This is a genomic window from Spirosoma panaciterrae DSM 21099, from assembly GCF_000374025.1.
In the GTDB taxonomy this organism is placed as follows: Bacteria; Bacteroidota; Bacteroidia; order Cytophagales; family Spirosomataceae; genus Spirosoma; species Spirosoma panaciterrae.
In genome coordinates this window covers 176777-193813 of sequence record NZ_KB893173.1, presented here as the reverse complement: position 1 = coordinate 193813, position 17037 = coordinate 176777, and the positions used below count along the sequence as shown (strand labels likewise).

Annotated in this window: 13 protein-coding genes; 9 read left to right on the top strand and 4 right to left on the bottom strand. The window is 49.4% G+C overall.

The window, feature by feature from the left end; all coding sequences use genetic code 11:
- Nucleotides 1-6 precede the first annotated feature (6 nt).
- The 3 genes from B153_RS0104210 to B153_RS0104200 are packed head-to-tail and all read left to right on the top strand — an operon-like array spanning nucleotide 7 to nucleotide 3943.
- Nucleotides 7-1299: a DUF4249 domain-containing protein gene (locus B153_RS0104210; RefSeq protein ID WP_020595423.1), complete on the top strand. Its 1293-nt coding sequence runs from the start codon at nucleotides 7-9 to the stop codon at nucleotides 1297-1299.
- Nucleotides 1300-1318: 19 nt separating this feature from the next.
- A complete protein-coding gene (locus B153_RS0104205; RefSeq protein ID WP_245564830.1) occupies nucleotides 1319-2617 on the top strand; it encodes a DUF4249 domain-containing protein in 1299 nt (432 codons plus the stop codon).
- 18 nt (nucleotides 2618-2635) lie between these two features.
- Nucleotides 2636-3943 (top strand): DUF4249 domain-containing protein, encoded by a 1308-nt coding sequence (locus tag B153_RS0104200; protein WP_020595421.1) that lies wholly within the window; start codon nucleotides 2636-2638, stop codon nucleotides 3941-3943.
- Nucleotides 3944-4023: 80 nt separating this feature from the next.
- Here the strand turns inward: B153_RS0104200 and B153_RS0104195 are convergent, their stop codons facing one another.
- The 3 genes from B153_RS0104195 to B153_RS0104185 form a co-directional block, all read right to left on the bottom strand.
- Nucleotides 4024-5085 (bottom strand): NAD-dependent epimerase/dehydratase family protein, encoded by a 1062-nt coding sequence (locus tag B153_RS0104195; protein ID WP_020595420.1) that lies wholly within the window; start codon nucleotides 5083-5085, stop codon nucleotides 4024-4026.
- 87 nt (nucleotides 5086-5172) lie between these two features.
- A complete protein-coding gene (locus B153_RS0104190; protein ID WP_020595419.1) occupies nucleotides 5173-7125 on the bottom strand; it encodes a KUP/HAK/KT family potassium transporter in 1953 nt (650 codons plus the stop codon).
- A gap of 290 nt (nucleotides 7126-7415) precedes the next feature.
- Nucleotides 7416-8876, bottom strand: coding sequence for a M20 family peptidase (locus tag B153_RS0104185; protein ID WP_020595418.1), 1461 nt, complete (start codon nucleotides 8874-8876; stop codon nucleotides 7416-7418).
- Nucleotides 8877-9112: 236 nt separating this feature from the next.
- Here B153_RS0104185 and B153_RS38675 point away from each other — a divergent pair, with 236 nt between their 5' ends.
- Entirely contained in the window at nucleotides 9113-9238 is a 126-nt protein-coding gene (locus tag B153_RS38675; protein WP_281167712.1) for a hypothetical protein, read from the top strand.
- A 108-nt stretch (nucleotides 9239-9346) separates the two neighbouring features.
- Here B153_RS38675 and B153_RS0104175 read toward each other — a convergent pair whose 3' ends face one another.
- Nucleotides 9347-10681: an Nramp family divalent metal transporter gene (locus tag B153_RS0104175; RefSeq protein ID WP_020595416.1), complete on the bottom strand. Its 1335-nt coding sequence runs from the start codon at nucleotides 10679-10681 to the stop codon at nucleotides 9347-9349.
- Between the two features lie 187 nt (nucleotides 10682-10868).
- Here B153_RS0104175 and B153_RS0104170 point away from each other — a divergent pair, with 187 nt between their 5' ends.
- The 5 genes from B153_RS0104170 to B153_RS0104145 all read left to right on the top strand — a co-directional run bounded on the left by B153_RS0104170 (nucleotide 10869) and on the right by B153_RS0104145 (nucleotide 17017).
- Complete coding sequence (locus tag B153_RS0104170; RefSeq protein ID WP_020595415.1) at nucleotides 10869-11522, top strand: metal-dependent transcriptional regulator; 654 nt, start codon at nucleotides 10869-10871, stop codon at nucleotides 11520-11522.
- A gap of 63 nt (nucleotides 11523-11585) precedes the next feature.
- Nucleotides 11586-12662, top strand: coding sequence for an LptF/LptG family permease (locus B153_RS0104165; protein WP_020595414.1), 1077 nt, complete (start codon nucleotides 11586-11588; stop codon nucleotides 12660-12662).
- A gap of 81 nt (nucleotides 12663-12743) precedes the next feature.
- Entirely contained in the window at nucleotides 12744-13676 is a 933-nt protein-coding gene (locus tag B153_RS0104160; RefSeq protein ID WP_020595413.1) for a DMT family transporter, read from the top strand.
- A gap of 65 nt (nucleotides 13677-13741) precedes the next feature.
- The gene (locus B153_RS0104155; protein ID WP_020595412.1) at nucleotides 13742-15172 is read left to right on the top strand and encodes a DUF6056 family protein; all 1431 of its coding nucleotides are present in this window, start codon (nucleotides 13742-13744) and stop codon (nucleotides 15170-15172) included.
- A gap of 90 nt (nucleotides 15173-15262) precedes the next feature.
- Entirely contained in the window at nucleotides 15263-17017 is a 1755-nt protein-coding gene (locus B153_RS0104145) for a hypothetical protein (protein WP_020595410.1), read from the top strand.
- Nucleotides 17018-17037 lie beyond the last annotated feature (20 nt).

Genomic DNA, 17037 nt, shown 5'->3' with positions numbered 1-17037 from the left:
AACGGAATGCGTGCTTTTCTTGTATTTCTACTAGCAGTCGGCCTGGTAGCTTGTGTCGATCCTGAGGACATTGGGTTGAATGGCACCAACGATATTCTGGTAGTCGATGGCACTATCACAAATCTGGCAGAACCCCAAATCGTTCGGCTTAACCGCTCTAGGGCTGATCGCTTAACGGGCCGCTTCGGGACTGTGCCAGTGACCAAAGCGACTGTTGAAGTTGTCGTCGATTCGGCTCAAGTGGTAGCTGCTCACGAAACGGTGGATGGCAGTTATCAGTTACCCAGCGATTTTAAGGGTCAGATTGGCCATGCGTATCAGTTACGCTTTTCCTTGTCCGACGGTTCACGTTATGTATCCTCTCAACAAATCATGCAATCGGTGCCGTCCATTAGTCAGGTAAGCGCCACCTTCAATCTTAATAGTCTTTCCCAGACCACTGCCATTGATGGTTTCTTTAGGGCAGGACATGATTTATTTATTGACTTTCAGGACCCGGTAGATCAACGTAACTATTACCGCTGGGACTGGAACCTATACGAAAAACAAGGCTGGTGCCGTAGTTGCGTTCAGGGCGTTTATGCGGTCAATAACATTCTCCCTCACGTATATATACCTTACAGATACTATGTTTCAGGAACTGACCCATACGAAGATTGCTTTGTGCCGGTACAAACACATGATGTCGGACAGCCCATAGTTGTCGATAAGCCTCCGTATGTCTATGATTATGTGTGTCGAACCCAATGCTGGGAAATACTGCATAATTATGACATAAATGTTTTCGACGATCAATATAGCAATGGGGGGTTAAGTCTGGGCCGTAAAGTAGCGCAGATACCCTTCTACACCCATGAGCCCTGTTTAGTTGAGCTACGCCAGGCTTCGCTTTCGGCTAGCGCTTATCGGTTTTACAAACTGCTTCAGGACCAGTCTCAGAAATCGGGAGGGTTAGCCGATACGCCACCTACTGCTCTTTCTGGAAACGTAAAAAAAATAGGGTCAGTTACTGAAACCGTTGTGGGATACTTCACGGCCTCGGCGGTTTCCAGTTTCCGGTACTGGTTAGATCGTAAAGATGTTGTTGGGTTGCCATTGGGTGCCACTGATCCGAATGGCCCATCGGGCTTACCGGGTGCTGAGTTGTTCTATGCTCTTCAGTTGCGTCAACCCATTCCCGAACCAACGTTCCCACCTCCCAACGTACCCATTTGGGGTGGCCCACCGCGCCCACCTACCGCCATATGTGTATCCAGCGATACCCGAACACCCTATAAACCCGAAGGCTGGCGGGATTAAAGCCGTCTGCACGCAACGTATGAAAGTCTTAGGTGATAATAAGTGGCTATGTGTTCGGATGATGGGCTGGCTGGTACTTGGCTGGCTACCAATGGCCTGTGTCGATCCAGACGATGTACTACTGCGCGGTACGTTGGATGTGGTGGTCGTAGATGGGACACTGACGAACCTTGTCGAGGAGCAGCTTATTACGCTCAATCGCTCACGGGCAGACCCATTAACGGGCCGTTTTGGCGTGTTACCTTTGACCAAAGCGCAGGTGGAAGTAGTAGTTGATTCGGCCGAAGTTGTAAAAGCCGAAGAAACGGAAGACGGTATCTATCGATTGCCCGGTGATTTTCGTGGACAGATCGGGCATGCGTATCAACTGCGGTTTACGCTCAGCAATGGCGCGCATTATGTTTCCAGCCAGCAGGTGATGCTCCCTATTGCTTCCATAGACGGGGCAAGTGTTCAGTTCAATCCGATTAGTTTGCCCCCTGGCTTGTACCCGACCAATTTCCGGGCTGGCTACGATGCGTATGTCGATACGAACGATCCGCCCGGTCAGCGTAATTACTACCGTTGGGACTGGATTTTGTATGAAAAACAGAAATGGTGCAAAAGCTGCTACCAACAGATTTACATCGACACTGTGCAGACGCGTTACGGCCAGAATGGTGTGGTGTCTACTATAAAGGAGGCCATCGAAGACTGCGTTAACCCCTTAACGGTTTTCACCGCTTTTGGTTTTCCGAACGGCGATTGGTATTCTGACTACCTGTGCCGAACCCCCTGCTGGGCACGGATTCGTAATTATAATCTGAATGTATTCGACGATCAGCTCAGCAACGGCGGATTACTGGTAGGGCGTAAAGTAGCGCAGGTGCCCTTGCTCACTCGTCAGCCTGCATTGCTGCAACTGCGTCAGTCGTCACTAACGGCTGATGCTTACCGCTATTTTTATCTGTTTCAGCAACAAACCCAGAATACGGGTGGCCTGGCCGACACTCCTCCAACGGCTTTGGTAGGGAATGTCAGAAATGTAAGTAACATACGGGAAGATGTAGTTGGATTTTTTACCGCGAGTACGGTGTCGGAGAAACAAATCTGGCTGGATAAAAAAGACGCTACTAAACTGCCTCTGGGGGCTTATGACGACGCAGGTACTATTGTACAGACCGACGATGAACTATTTTATGCGCTGAAGGTTCGTTTGCCAATGCAAGGGCCAGAAGGACCACCGTTTACACCAGGTAAGCCTGGACGTTTTATCACCGCCCCCTGCACACCCGGTCCTAATCAGACCCCGCTAAAGCCGGAAGGCTGGCGGGATTAATGCATCAAATTTTCGTCTATGCGCTTACGACTTTTTTTAATTGGACTCGCCCTGCTGGTAGTAGCCTGCGTCGATCCCGAAGATTTGCTGTTGCACGGCACCAACGATATTATCGTGGTAGATGGTACGATTACAGATCGGGCAGAAGCACAGATTATCAAACTGAATCGCTCCCAGGCCGACCCGCTCACGGGGCGATTTGGAACCCTACCCATTACCGGAGCGACCGTACAGGTAGCAGTCGATTCGTCGGTATTAGTTACCTGTCATGAAACGGTGGATGGGAGCTATCAACTGCCAAGCGATTTCAAAGGGCAGGTGGGGCACGCGTATCAGCTTCGCTTTACCCTACCTGATGGGACCAGTTATGCATCGAACCAACAGATTATGACTGCCACAGCCCCTATTCAAAAGGCTTATGCTGAATTTAATCCCAAAAGCCTGGCTGCCAATCAGTTTGATGGTTTTACCGCTGGTCACGACATTTCGATCGACACACAGGACCCCGCTAATCAGCATAATTATTACCGTTGGGACTGGACACTCTACGAGCGGCAGTACTGGTGCAAAACCTGCCAGCAAGGTGTTTATACCGTTTATAAAGTGCTGCCCCACACCTATTTATACGAATACTATTTTGTGGCTGGCAATGAATTGTTTGAAGACTGCTTTAGCCCACCTACCTATACGACCGATTATGGCGCTCCGTATGTGCCCAAAGGATATTGGTACTACGATTACAATTGCCGAACGGCCTGCTGGGAAATTTTGTGTAATGTAGCCATCAATGTGTTCGACGACCAGTACAGCAACGGAGGGCTGCTTGCAAAACGAAAAGTGGCTAGTATTCCATATTATCAGCACGCTCCTTGCCTGGTCGATATTCGACAGCTATCCCTGACAAAGGATGCCTATCGGTATTTTCAACTACTTCAGCAGCAAACGCAAAATACAGGTGGACTGGCCGATTCGCCCCCTACGGCGTTGGCCGGGAATGTGCGGAATATCACCAACAGCCGGGAGTCAGTAGCGGGGTATTTCAGCGCGTCAGCGGTGTCTTTGTATCATCAGTGGCTCGACCGAAAAGATGCTGATGGTATCCCGTTAGGAGCTATGGACCCAGAAGGACCACACAATAACATCGGTGACGATTTATTTTATGCCCTGAACAGTCGTCGGCCCAACCCCGAGCCATCACCCCCGTATCAGGGTAACCGCTTCCCGCCAAACGTGAGAATCTGGCCTAATAATGACCGTCCACCCACGGCGCCCTGTAGTCCCAGTGAAACAAAGACTCCCTTCAAACCCGAAGGCTGGCAGGATTAGAGGCTAACAAAAATGGCCCGCTTCCAGAGAATAAGCGGGCCATTTTTGTGGTAAATGGATACAGTAGCTCTAAGTTCAGGCTACTTTAAAATGGGTTCCAGGGCAGCTCGGTTAGCATCGAGCCAGGCATGAATGTCGGTGACGATCTCGCGGATACCTAGTTCAGGCTTCCAGCCCGTCAACTTCGTTACGTTGGTATTATCAGTGATATACAGGCGAATATCAGCGGCTCGGTTCTCTGTAACCTGCCTGATCGGGATGGTTTTGCCCGTTACTTCCTGACAGATTTTGGTCAGCTCCTGAAGAGATGCGCTACTCTCTACACCACCACCAGCGTTCAGAATCTCGCCATTTACGGTGTCCAGATTATGCAACTCCCAATCGATCAGGCGATACAGGTCGGCAATATGAAGCATATCGCGGGTTTGCTTTCCCGTGCCACCGTACCCGATGTACGCGAGTTGCTGCTCAAAATAGTGTTTAGCAATCCAGAGTACCATCACACCCTGATCGACTTTACCCATCTGCCAGGGGCCGGTAATGACACCGCAGCGATTGATAACCGTTTTTAGGCCGTAAAATTCGTTGTATTCCTGGATGAGTAGTTCTGATGCCAGTTTCGTAGTGCCATACAGCGACCGGGCCCCATCGAGCGGGAAATTCTCCGCAATGCCTTTCGACGATACGCCCGGCACAGGTTGATCGTCAGTCAGCACAAAGCGCGTTTCGGCTTCCTCAAAATTCAGCGTTTCAATCGTTTTGATGGGATAAACGCGACTGGTCGACAGGAAGATAAAGTTGGCGCGGTGCTTCAGTGCATAATTGAGGCAATTGACCGTCCCAAACAGATTCGTGTTGATCAAATAATCGGGGGTTCCATCCAGACCAGCCAGCACCGAAGGCTCAGCCGATGCTTCAATGACGGTATCGACGGCAGGTAATGCATCGAAATCTTCTTTATTCCGAATGTCGCCATGTAGAAACTCAATTCCGGCCGCTTTCAGCCGCGCCAGACTCAGTTCCGAACCCCGTCGTTTAAGGTTGTCGAGCGCAAAAATTTGATAATCGGGATAATTCTGCTTTAACGAAATGGCCAGCGATGAGCCAACAAATCCGGCCCCGCCGGTGATAAGAAGTTTCATATTTTAAAGAGTGAGAGAGTGAAAGAGTGAAAGAGTGTTGGTCGGGAAATTCGCTCATTCACTCTTTCGCTCTTTCGCCATATCATATTAAGATGTGATACGTTTGAGTTGGACGTTTTCGACTGGGCGAATAACCAGGGGCACTTTTTCGACTTTGACCGAACTGCTATCCAGACCGAACCAGCGATCTTCGGGCGTTGTGAAGTTCTTGATGGTAAAGTAGATGTTCATGATGAGTCGTTCGCGGGGAGGCAATTCGTTTTCAAACGACAGGAATTTTTCCAATACGACAAACCGGAAATCACCAATTACATTCTGGCGGCTCAGCGATTCGTACCGGCTGGTAATATCCACCTCTTTATTTTTTACCATGTCTTCGATTACCTTACGGAAGAAGAGGTTAATGCGCTGCTCGACCCGGAAACCGAGTTTGAACGTTACTTTATAGGCATCGTCGGGCGCAATGGTGTTCACTTTATACTCCATCGTATACGGATCATCAGTCGTATCGACGTGAACGAACCAATAGATGTCGGCCCGTTTTGGCCGCTTCTGGAAAATGGAGTAGATAATTTTTGACTCAATTTCCGACTGTCGGGCCGCATTACTCATGAACACCAGGTGCGTTGCGTATTTCGGAATACTAATGTCGCGGCTTAGTTCTTTAATAGCCTGAATGTATTGATCGATGCGGACGTATTCGGTCAGGCGAAGTTTGATCTGAAACGCCTGTAGCCAGATGTACATGACCCCGGCAATTGTCGACCCGATCAGTACGGACACCCAGCCGCCATGCGGGAATTTGATGAGGTTGGCGATCAGAAAGGACCCTTCGATACCCAGATAAACCGTCAAAAACAAAACCACCCACCAGGCCTGATACTTGTGGGTGTAGAGATAATACGACATAAGAAGCGTGGTCATCAGCATCGTCAGGGTAATAGCCAGCCCGTAAGCGGCTTCCATATTCGACGATTCACGGAAATACAGCACCACGCCCACACAACCTGCCCAAAGCAGCATATTCACACTCGGTACGTAAAGCTGCCCCTTTTGAACACTCGGATACCGGAGCCGAACTTTAGGCCAGAAATTGAGTCGGATGGCTTCGCTGATCAGGGTAAACGAACCACTGATCAGAGCCTGACTGGCAATAACCGTAGCGGCTGTCGCAATGCTGATGCCGATGGTCAGGAACCAGGGCGGCATTACTTCATAGAACGGAATCCGCTCTTTCAGAACCTGTCCTTCCTGCCCGATAAGCCAGGCGCCCTGGCCGAAATAGTTGAGAATCAGGCAGGTTTTGACAAATACCCAGCTAACCCGAATATTGGCCCGGCCGCAGTGCCCCATGTCGGAATACAGGGCTTCGGCTCCTGTTGTGCAGAGGAAAACAGAACCCAGCAGCCAGAAACCGCCGGGATATTCGGTCAGTAACCAATACGCATAATAAGGATTTATGGCCGACAGGATCCCCGGTGCCTGGGCAATCTGGATGATACCGAGTGTTCCCAGCATCACAAACCACACAAACATAATGGGGCCGAAGGCTGTCCCGACAACGCTGGTACCAAAGGCCTGAATCAGGAATAGGATCGTGAGAATAGCGATCACAATTTCGATGATCTGCACGTGCGTAATAGCCGGATAGAGCAAACGAAGGCCTTCGACAGCCGAGGAGACCGAAATAGGGGGGGTAATAATCCCATCGGCCAGCAGAGCCGCTCCTCCAATAATAGCTGGCAGGGTTAACCAGCGCGCATGCCGACGTACCAGCGCATAAAGCGCAAAAATACCACCCTCACCCCGGTTGTCGGCCCGAAGAATCAGGATCACGTACTTGACCGTCGTTTGTAGGGTAAGTGTCCAGAGCACGCAGGACAGTGCGCCACGAACCACGTCGGCTCGAATGGCATTAGTGGGACCTACGATCGCCCGGAGGGTGTACAGGGGAGATGTACCAATATCACCGTAGATAATTCCCATGGCTACCAGCAGACCGGCAGCGGTAACGGTGTCTAAATGTTTTTTGTCTTCCATAAAATAGGCTTACGCCTTTTAGCCTTACGGGCGGGGCAAAACGGCGCAAAGATAACCGATGTTTAGATTCATTAATCGCACTTTAATCGAAAGTTACCTTCCCTGCTAAAATGCAAAAATCCAGCCATATGCCGGATAAGCGCAGATTGTTGCCATAAAACTGTCCGTTGCAAAAATTCGTACATATAAATGCCCATACACAAGTAAGTTCGGGTTTTAATTAGGTGTAGTTGGCAGATGGTCTGTTTACTAAACAGACCATCTCTTTGCGTAAGCCCACCTGGATACGCTTAGTTAGACTGACTATTTCGAATTAAAGCCACATAAAACCGGATCATAGTTTGATAATCTTTCAGTCGAATACGCTCATTGGTCCCGTGAATGCTCTGGGTTTCAGCTTCATTCAGTGGAATGGGTGAAAACCGATAAATCGCTGGCGACACGGCCGAGTAGAATTTGGCATCGGTAGCGCCTAGCATTACATAAGGCGCTACAGCTACATCCGGAAAAATGCTTCGAATGGTGCGGTGGATGGTCAGGAACGAGGGCGACTCAGGATCAGACACGGCGGCCGGATTATTCCCTTTCCCTAATACCGTTATGGAAAGGCTATCGTTAGCAATTACTTCCTTTACGCGCTCGATCACTCCCTCCACCGTGTCGCCGGGGAGCAGGCGGAAATTAACCGTAGCTGTTGCATCGATAGGGAGAACGTTGTCTTTGGCGCCTGCCCGAAAAATGGTTGGGGCGGTTGTTGTGCGGATGGAGGCATTGCCCGAGTTCGTCTGGGCAATCATTTGTTTAATCAACGGACTGAACATCCATCGGTTAGCCAGGACCATCCGTTGACCAAAGGGAACCTCAGAGGCCAGGTAATCCAGCAATCGATCTATGCCTCCATCCAGCCGAGCCGGAAAGGGATTCCGTTCTAAACGACTAACGGCTTCAGATACCATACCGATGCTCGTTTGGGCTGGGGGCATGGAGGAATGCCCCCCTTTACCAATGGCGCTGATTTCCAGACTTAAATACCCTTTCTCGCTAATGCCGATTAGGGCAACAGGTTTGTTAAGCCCGACTACACCTTCGGTCTTAATCACTCCGCCTTCGTCCAGAATATACTCGAGTGAACGATTCTGTTTTTTCAATGCAGCCGCAATGGTTTGTGCGCCCTGGCCTGATGTCTCTTCATCGGGGCCAAAGGCCAGAAGTAGGGTCCGATCGGGCTGAAAATTGGTTTGCAGCAAGTACTCCACCGATTCCAGCAAAGCCATAACACTCATCTTATCGTCGAGTGTCCCCCGGCCATACAGATACTCTCCCTCGATGATGCCACCAAAGGGGGGGCGTTTCCACATTTTCTGAGTGCCCTGAATCACGGGCACTACGTCGTAATGGCCCATCAGCAGAATCGGCTTCAGATTCGCATTGCGACCGCGCCACTCGAAAAGTAAGCCATACTGGTTAAAGGTTTCGCGTTTTAGCCGTTGATGGACAAGCGGGAATGCAGTTTGGCAATAAGCCAGAAATCTGTCGAACTGAGTGGTATCGGTCAGCGTATAGTCGGTATACGAAACCGTGGGAATCCGGATGGCACCAGCCAGCCGTTGAATGGCCGAATCGGGTATTGTAATTGGTGCAGCAGAGGGAACATCGGTTAGTTGATGCGGTGTCAATCGAAAGGTGTTGACAACGAGTACAATAAGGAGCAGCGTAAGGAAAATCGCTAAAGTTCGTAAAAGTAATCGCATCGTTTAGGTCAGAATAGCCGATCAAAACAGACAAAGGCTGCCGCTTGCTCGTATACGCTGGCTCAAAAATGAAATTATTTATCAGAAAGCAAATGCAGGTTGATGAAAAACAACCTAGCGACAAAAACAAACTACTTATCGTCCTGAAAAACCTATAAAAAACACCAAAGCTGGCTAGCAGAGCTACTTATTAACCGGCATAATTAATCCTACTGTTTTGAAAAACAAGGCAACACATGAAAAGAGACTATTTTGGTGCCCTTCTATTGAGCCACAGGCAGGAATCGTCCCGACTGACCAGATTCGAACCGGCGACTACCCGGTTATCAGTCGATGAAACGCTCTTCTACGGCACTCGCTAAACATTTGCTGGCAACAGGCTGAGAAGAGAGTAGATGCTCTGACCGGAAGGTGTCATCAGGATAACTGTGTGCCAGGGACCATAACCGAATCCCGGACGAACCGAGACGCTAGGCAATTGTATCCCAGAGCAAATAGCCGTTTAGTCCCATAATAATTAGGGCAACGGCCCAGGAGAGCACCTTGAGCCAAACTGGATTTACAAACCGGCCCATTTTGGTTTTGTCGCTGGTGAATTGTACCAACGGAATAACCGCAAAGCTGAGTTGTAAGGATAGAATAACCTGGCTAAGGACCAGTAATTCGGCGGTTCCTCGTTCGCCGTACAAAATAGCTACAATGAGGGCAGGGACAATGGCTACCAGACGCGTCACCAACCGGCGAATCCAGGGTTTCAGCCGTATATTCAGAAAGCCTTCCATAACAATCTGGCCCGCCAGCGTACCCGTAAGCGTAGAATTCTGACCGGAAGCGAGCAGGGCCACCGCAAACAGTATACCCGCTAACTTGACGCCAAGAATCGGGTCGAGTAGTCGGTGAGCATCGGCAATATCAGCAACCTGCTGATTACCTGAAAAGTGGAACGTAGCCGCCGATAGCACAAGGATGGCCGCATTGATAAAAAAGGCCAGGAATAAGGAAACGGTTGAGTCGATCGTCGCAAATTTTATGGCTGATTTACGACCGGCATCGTTGCGTCCAAAATCACGGGTTTGTACAATGCTGGAGTGTAGATAGAGGTTGTGCGGCATCACGGTAGCGCCCAGTATGCCAATCGCGATGTAGAGCATACCCGGATCGGTAATGACGGCCGAACGCGGGATCAGTCCGGCGGCAACATCGGCCATTACGGGTTGAGAAACGATGAGCTCATACCCAAAACAAGCTACGATCAGAAAGATCAAACCCGCGACAATACGTTCCAGAATTTGAAAACCTTTGTTTTGAAGGTAAAGAAGGAGTAAAGCGTCGAGCGCCGTGATGAGTACACCAACTGTAATTGGGAGGCCAAAAAGCAGATTCAGCGCAATGGCTGAGCCAATCACTTCGGCCAGATCGCAGGCCGCAATGGCGATTTCGGCCAGCAGCCAAAGGCCGATGCCGACCGGGCGGCTAAAATGATCGCGACAGGCCTGGGCCAGATCACGTCCGGTAGCAATGCCTAATTTTAGGGCCAGGTGCTGCAATAAAATGGCAAACAGATTCGAAATAAGAACTACGGACAGAAGCTGGTAGCCAAACCGGGCCCCCCCGGCAATATCGGTAGCCCAGTTGCCGGGGTCCATGTAGCCAACCGCTACCATCAGACCGGGACCCGCATAGGCACGCAGCGTTCGGAAGAAACCCTGCCCGACCGGAACAGGCACAGAACCCTGAACATCAGCCATTGGCGATGCTGCATCTTCAGAATACCAGTGTTTCGTTGATGTATTCGTTACTTCCATTGAGCCTGAGTAAGCTTCCTTAAGTTGAGTCGATTGTTCGGTATCATCTATAACGCAACAAATATAAGTATTGTTGAAATAAAAATTTAGGCCAGTCTAAATTTTTAGAAAGTTTAACATAAAAACTACCTTTGTGGTCAAACTGTTTTGATTTCGTTCGTTGTTCTGAACAAGCGCGCCGTACTGTATGCAATCGTTCACAGAAGAAAACTATCTGAAAACTATCTATAACCTTGCCAATCGGCAGCAGGGTGAAGTCAGTACGAACGCGCTGGCCGAAGTAACCGCCACAAAAGCAGCTTCGGTAACGGATATGTTGCGTAAACTGGCTGAAAAACAGCTTATTCATTACAAAAAATATCAGGGTGTCCGGCTGACGGAAGAGGGAGAAAGACTGGCTTTACAGATCATTCGACGGCATCGGCTCTGGGAAGTTTTTCTGGTTGAGAAGCTGGGATTTAGCTGGGATCAGGTTCATGATATTGCTGAAGAACTGGAACATGTTCGATCCGAAGAGTTGGTAACCCGGTTAGATAGCTATTTAGGCAATCCCCAGTTCGATCCGCATGGTGATCCCATACCGACATCGGCCGGGCAAATGCCCGAAACCGGATACCGAAAACTGTCGGAGGCTGAGGTCGGTGAGGGGGTGTGCCTGATGGCGGTGCTGGAGCATTCCACAGGGTTTTTAAGGCATCTTGACTATTCCGATTTATCCCTGGGCAGTACGGTTATTATTCAGGAGATCAATGCGTTCGATAAGTCGTTTCGAGTGCAGACCGAAACCGGCAGGATGGTGTTCGTAAGCCATGAAGTGGCTAAAAATTTATTGGTGAATTAGTCGAAATGCCGAGGTCGTGGACGATGGAGAGACGACGAATGACATTTGCCTGACAACTATACTATGAAACTATTAGACTGGTACATTCTGAAGCGCTTTTTACAGACTTACATTTTTGTGGTCATGGTGATTGTGCTGGTGGTTGTAATGATCGACTATACCGAAAAGGTGGACAACTTTCACAAGACCAACGCACCTGGCAACGAGATTCTTTGGGATTATTACCTCAATTTTATTCCGTACTGGGCTAATTACATCAGCCCACTGATGGTCTTTATCGCCACTGTATTCCTGACCTCGCGCTTGGCCGCCCGAACCGAAATTATTGCTATTCTGAGTAGTGGTGTCAGTTTTGTCCGGCTCTTATTCCCCTATACACTGGGGGCAACGGTACTGGCGGTGCTGACGTATTTTATGGTCAATTACGTGATTCCGAAAGCGAATAAAACCCGGATTGCGTTTGAGATTAAATACATCAACGATGCTTTTACGTACTCGAACCGGAATGTGCACCTTAAGATAGCCCCGAATACCTATGCCTACCTGGAAAGTTACAACAACATGAGCAACACCGGGTATAAATTCACCCTGGAGCGCGTGGAAGGTAATCAGCTAAAACAAAAGCTTTCTGCCGATCATATCGAGTGGGACGATAAGAAAAAGAAATGGTCGATTGTCGACTACCGGATTCGCGACATCAATGGGCTGCACGAAACGCTTACGCCCGGTACCCGTATCGATACGACCCTGAATCTGAAACCGGATGATTTCAGTTCAAATTTTAACCTTTTTGAAACGCTAACCCGCCCGGAACTCAATAAATACATTGACCTGCTGAAGAGTCGTGGTTCCGATGGTGTAGAGACCTACCTGCTTGAAAAATACAGTCGGGATACCCGCCCGTTTGCCATTATTATCCTGACGATTATTGGGGTCATCATGTCGGCCCGAAAAAGCCGACGGGGGGTTGGATGGCAGGTGGCACTGGGGTTCATCCTGGCCTTTACGTATCTGCTGTTTTTTATGCTGGCCAAGGGGATTGCGGAGTCTGGCAACCTGAACCCTATTATCGCGGTTTGGCTGCCCAATGCTATTTTTACTGCCATTGGCGTGCTGCTGTACAATACGATTCCCCGATAATTTTGACTGCGTGAAAAATAGAATGCGTGACGGGTTAGCTGTTCCAATTCTATCCTTTACGCATTCACTCATTCTAAATTGATGATTCACAAACCGTCTTTTGCCGACTACTTACAACTCCATTTCATTGTTCTGATCTGGGGGTTTACCGCTATATTAGGGAAACTGCTGACTCCGCTCGATGCTTCGGGCGTTGTGCTGTTTCGGACGTTGCTGGCGGTGGTAGGAATGGGTCTTGTTCTACTGGGACGTAAGCAGAATCTGAGAGTGGCTTCTGCCGATTATGGGCGATTACTGGCAACGGGCGGATTGATTGGCCTGCATTGGGTGTTGTTTTTTCTGGCCGCCCGACTCGCCAATGTATCGGTTTGTCTGGCCGGTATGGCAACTAGTTCACTTTGGGCAAGTGTATTGGAACCACTGGTGTTGCGTCGGCGGGTAAGACCGATCGAAGTTGCGCTGGGTGTTGTTGTGATGCTGGGGCTTTACCTTATTTTTCGGTTTGAATTCGACAAGGTTATTGGGTTGACAGTAGCCGTATTATCAGCCATGCTGTCGTCGCTGTTTACCATTATCAACAGTCGATTTACGCAACGCTACGATGCTCTGGTTATTTCATTTTATGAAATGATAGGGGCCTCTGTGGCAGCATTGGGTTTGTGGCTGCTGGTTCAATGGAGCGCATCGGCCGATGCATCGACCACCGTTCAATATGTTCCAGAATCGCCCTGGCAATGGCTCTGGTTATTGATACTTTCACTGGTTTGTACCGTTTATGCCTACACGGTAGGAGTGAGCCTGTTACGAAAGTTCTCACCGTATATGGCTGTGTTGACCGTAAATTTGGAGCCAGTTTATGGTATCTTGCTGGCCGTTTTGATTTTCGGTGATACCGAACGGATGACGTTGGGCTTTTACGGTGGTACGCTGGTGATTCTGGCGGCTGTGCTGGCTTATCCGTTTCTCAATACCCGTTTTGCAAAAACGCAAGCTCAGTTGCCAACCTCAACGTAAGCGAGTGACTGAAGAAACGATGTGTGGTTTACTGTATGCCATGATCGTAAACTGTAATGCATTTTATGTCTGGATCTTTATTGCGTATTGTTACTTTTCTGCTGGGCCTGTTTGCCGTTGTTGTCCTTACGCCCTTACTTGCTCTGGCTACCTATAATCATCCTTCACCCACCGACGATTATTGCTTCGCGAATACCGTAATTCATTATGGATTCTGGCAGGCACAGCAGTATTATTATGACGGATGGACCGGGCGTTTCTTTCATAATTTTATTGTTCATACCAACCCAATTATCCTGGGCTGGTACGGTGCCTATAAAGTATACCCAATGATTTTGCTGGCACTGGTGTTGGCGGGGTGTTATGCCATTGCCAATCAGTTGCTGTCGAGTTTTTTTGATCTGGGGGCTAAACTGGCTCTGGCATTTGGGATTTTTATTGGCTTTATCACGACGCTGGTGGGAATCCCTGAGTATTTGTATTGGTACACCGGGCTGGCAAGCTATGGTTTGTCCAGCGCGCTTTTCCTCTTTTTACTGGCGGTTCTGATGGCCCACCAGCAACGTGGATTTGGCTGGAAATCGGGGTATACGCTTACGGAAAGTCTGCTGGTTACGGCCATTATTGGGTCGAGTGAGATGACGATGGTACTGGTGTTATCCGTACTTGCTCTCATAGTCTTTGGTGAATTCATTCAGCGCCAGCGGGTGTCGGCAACGATGCTGATATTGCTGGCTGTGGCAGCAGTGGCCTGCTATTATTTGTTCAAAGCACCGGGCAATGCGATCCGAATGGGCGGCAACCCGCAGGGCAGCGACATCCCGTTTACGCTGATTTCGTCACTCAAATTTGCGGCTACGTATATCCCAAAGCAACTGTTTACAACGCCCTGGATGCCTTTGTCGATTTTATATCTGCCACTGGTCTGGAAACTGGCCGGAACACGCCGACGCCGTTCCGATTTGCCACCCTACCTGCGTTTACATCCACTATGGGGGTTGGTGTATATGCTGGCAACGCTTCTGGCACTTATATCACTGCACTTTTACGGAGTCGGTATTGCGCCTATTCCCCGGCTGATCAATTTGATCAATCTGGCTTTCTGGCTTTGTTTGCTCTATAACCTGACCTTGGTGGTGATTCGGGTTCGATACCGCTTTGAGCCGGATGCCCTGGTGCCGTATCTGCGTCCTGTTCTGTTGGTGGCTATCATCTGGGCGGTTGTCGCAGCGTCGATGGGAACGTTGCTGCCCGTGGTGTATGGCGACTGGCTGAGTGGGCGGGCTGCCCAGTATGATCGGGAAATGCTCGAACGGTATGCACAACTTTCGAAACCCGGCAATACCAACAGCGTTATAACCCCATTGAGTCACTATCCGGTTTCCTTATTTCTCGAAGATATTCATGATAACCCACAGCACTTATGGAATCGTTGCTGGGCTGACTATTTTCATAAAAAAACGATTATCCTGAATGGCCATCAGCCAACCCCGTAATCGATACAGTACTATCTGGCATATTGCCCTGAAAATTAAATTACGAGTTTCGCCAAGTCTGTTCGAACTGGAAGAAACTGGTCAAAACGAATGAATTTAGCGTACCTATCTCGTAATCGCTCGCTGGTAGTGGGTCGGCTCGACCGACTGGCCCTGGTGCTAATCGGTATTCCGATTCTATGCTTTAGCCTGCTGTTATATGCTTACATCGTCGATGTACCCTGGATGGACGACATCGACGCGTTTCTCAGTTTTATTGTCGGTTATATTGATGCGCCCACCGCTGAGCGAAAACTATACTGGCTGCTTAGCCCTAACAACGAGCATCGGATTCTGACGGGCAAACTCCTGACACTGCTCTGCTATAAACTACTGGGGGCCGTTAATTTTCGTTGGTTGATCTTTGCGGCTTTTGCTTTTCTGTTGCTCCTGCTCGGTATTTTTTATCGGGTTTTTCGATCAACGGGCTTACCGCTGCTAGCCTTTGTGCCCATCCCATTTTTGTTGCTTCAGCCACAATATTATCTGACCACGACCTGGGCCATTACAAGCCTGCAGCATCAGGTCGTTGTCGCGATGGTAATAGCCGTAGTCTATTTACTGGCAGATGAGGGGCGTAACCGATTTGGGATTGGGCTTTTCCTACAGGTGCTAACCTCCTTTTCGATGAGCAATGGGCTTTTCGGCTGGGTGGCTGGGGCTGTTGTGCTGGTTATGCAGCGGCAATGGATTCGGCTTGGTATCTGGCTGGGAGTTGGTGTAGGGGCTATCCTGTATTATTTTCATGATTTTCCGAATACCCAGGGAAATGATAGCAGTATTTCATTCTTTCTGGAACACCCCCATCTTATTTTTCTGGGCTTTTTTACCTTCAATGGTGGGCTTTTCGATTTCCTGCCTGAGTCCTCTATTCTGGTGCGGAGTGTGCTGCCGACACTGGCCGGGCTGATCCTGATTCCGTCGATGCTCTGGCTGTTATGGCAAATGGCAGAACCGATTCTGCGTAGGCCGATTAAAGCATCTGCAAATTCGGATCGGGCAATGACGGCACTCTGGAAACGGCGCTATTTTCTGACGGGTTCCTACGCGTTTCTGATGGTCAACGCGTTGGTAGTTGCTTTTTTGCGGCCCCGGTTTGGGTATGCGGTTATGCTGATCAGCAACTACATGATTTATCCCGCGTTATTGGTCGTACTACTCTACCTGACTGTGTTAAGCGAACAGTATAAGAATGCACGTGCGCTGGAGAAATGGGTAAGGTCTGGTCTGGTTGTAGGTTTCGTGGTTTGGGGGGCCTGGTATGTGTTTCGGTTGCCTAAAATTGCTTTCCGGAAAGAGCAGCTCCTCACCAGTGCATTCAATCAGAAATACAATGAAACCGGACTAGGACCAAGCTGGGGGCATCCCTTTGTGACCCTTGCTCGGCGAAGCCTCGATCAGGCCATACGGCGGGGACTGTATCATTATCCTACGGATGCCTATTATTCACCCTATGAACAAACCTTGCTGACCAAAGCACGGGCTATGCCGCCCGATACAAGCCTGAATCTGCATCGTTCGGGTGGGGGATATAGCTATTTGATTGAAACCGATTATGGGGTTCTTCCTAAGCCGATTGGGCAGTCGGCTGTGGTTGTACAATCCGATCAACGGACGTATTTATTCCCGTCGTCAGTTCATTTTTCACCGGCTAATTTCTACCTGAACCGGCCCATTCAAACGGTGTTTGCAGAGGTAATTATTCCTATGCTACCGCCTGGAACGTATCGTCTGGGCATTCTGACCACATCTGACGAGGCTGCTAACCCCATCCGGTTTAGCCCGCAAACCATTACCATTCCTTAACAAATGCGCTTCGGGAGTGG

Excerpts from the sequence above, each read along its gene's own strand:
- B153_RS0104205 (WP_245564830.1), top strand. The coding sequence starts at position 1,319 with ATGAAAGTCTTAGGTGATAATAAGTGGCTATGTGTTCGGATGATGGGC.
- B153_RS0104190 (WP_020595419.1), bottom strand. The coding sequence starts at position 7,125 with ATGGAAGACAAAAAACATTTAGACACCGTTACCGCTGCCGGTCTGCTG.
- B153_RS0104145 (WP_020595410.1), top strand. The coding sequence starts at position 15,263 with ATGAATTTAGCGTACCTATCTCGTAATCGCTCGCTGGTAGTGGGTCGG.
- B153_RS0104155 (WP_020595412.1), top strand. The coding sequence starts at position 13,742 with ATGTCTGGATCTTTATTGCGTATTGTTACTTTTCTGCTGGGCCTGTTT.
- B153_RS0104170 (WP_020595415.1), top strand. The coding sequence starts at position 10,869 with ATGCAATCGTTCACAGAAGAAAACTATCTGAAAACTATCTATAACCTT.
- B153_RS0104165 (WP_020595414.1), top strand. The coding sequence starts at position 11,586 with ATGAAACTATTAGACTGGTACATTCTGAAGCGCTTTTTACAGACTTAC.
- B153_RS38675 (WP_281167712.1), top strand. The coding sequence starts at position 9,113 with ATGAAAAGAGACTATTTTGGTGCCCTTCTATTGAGCCACAGGCAGGAA.
- B153_RS0104160 (WP_020595413.1), top strand. The coding sequence starts at position 12,744 with ATGATTCACAAACCGTCTTTTGCCGACTACTTACAACTCCATTTCATT.
- B153_RS0104195 (WP_020595420.1), bottom strand. The coding sequence starts at position 5,085 with ATGAAACTTCTTATCACCGGCGGGGCCGGATTTGTTGGCTCATCGCTG.
- B153_RS0104210 (WP_020595423.1), top strand. The coding sequence starts at position 7 with ATGCGTGCTTTTCTTGTATTTCTACTAGCAGTCGGCCTGGTAGCTTGT.
- B153_RS0104175 (WP_020595416.1), bottom strand. The coding sequence starts at position 10,681 with ATGGAAGTAACGAATACATCAACGAAACACTGGTATTCTGAAGATGCA.
- B153_RS0104185 (WP_020595418.1), bottom strand. The coding sequence starts at position 8,876 with ATGCGATTACTTTTACGAACTTTAGCGATTTTCCTTACGCTGCTCCTT.
- B153_RS0104200 (WP_020595421.1), top strand. The coding sequence starts at position 2,636 with ATGCGCTTACGACTTTTTTTAATTGGACTCGCCCTGCTGGTAGTAGCC.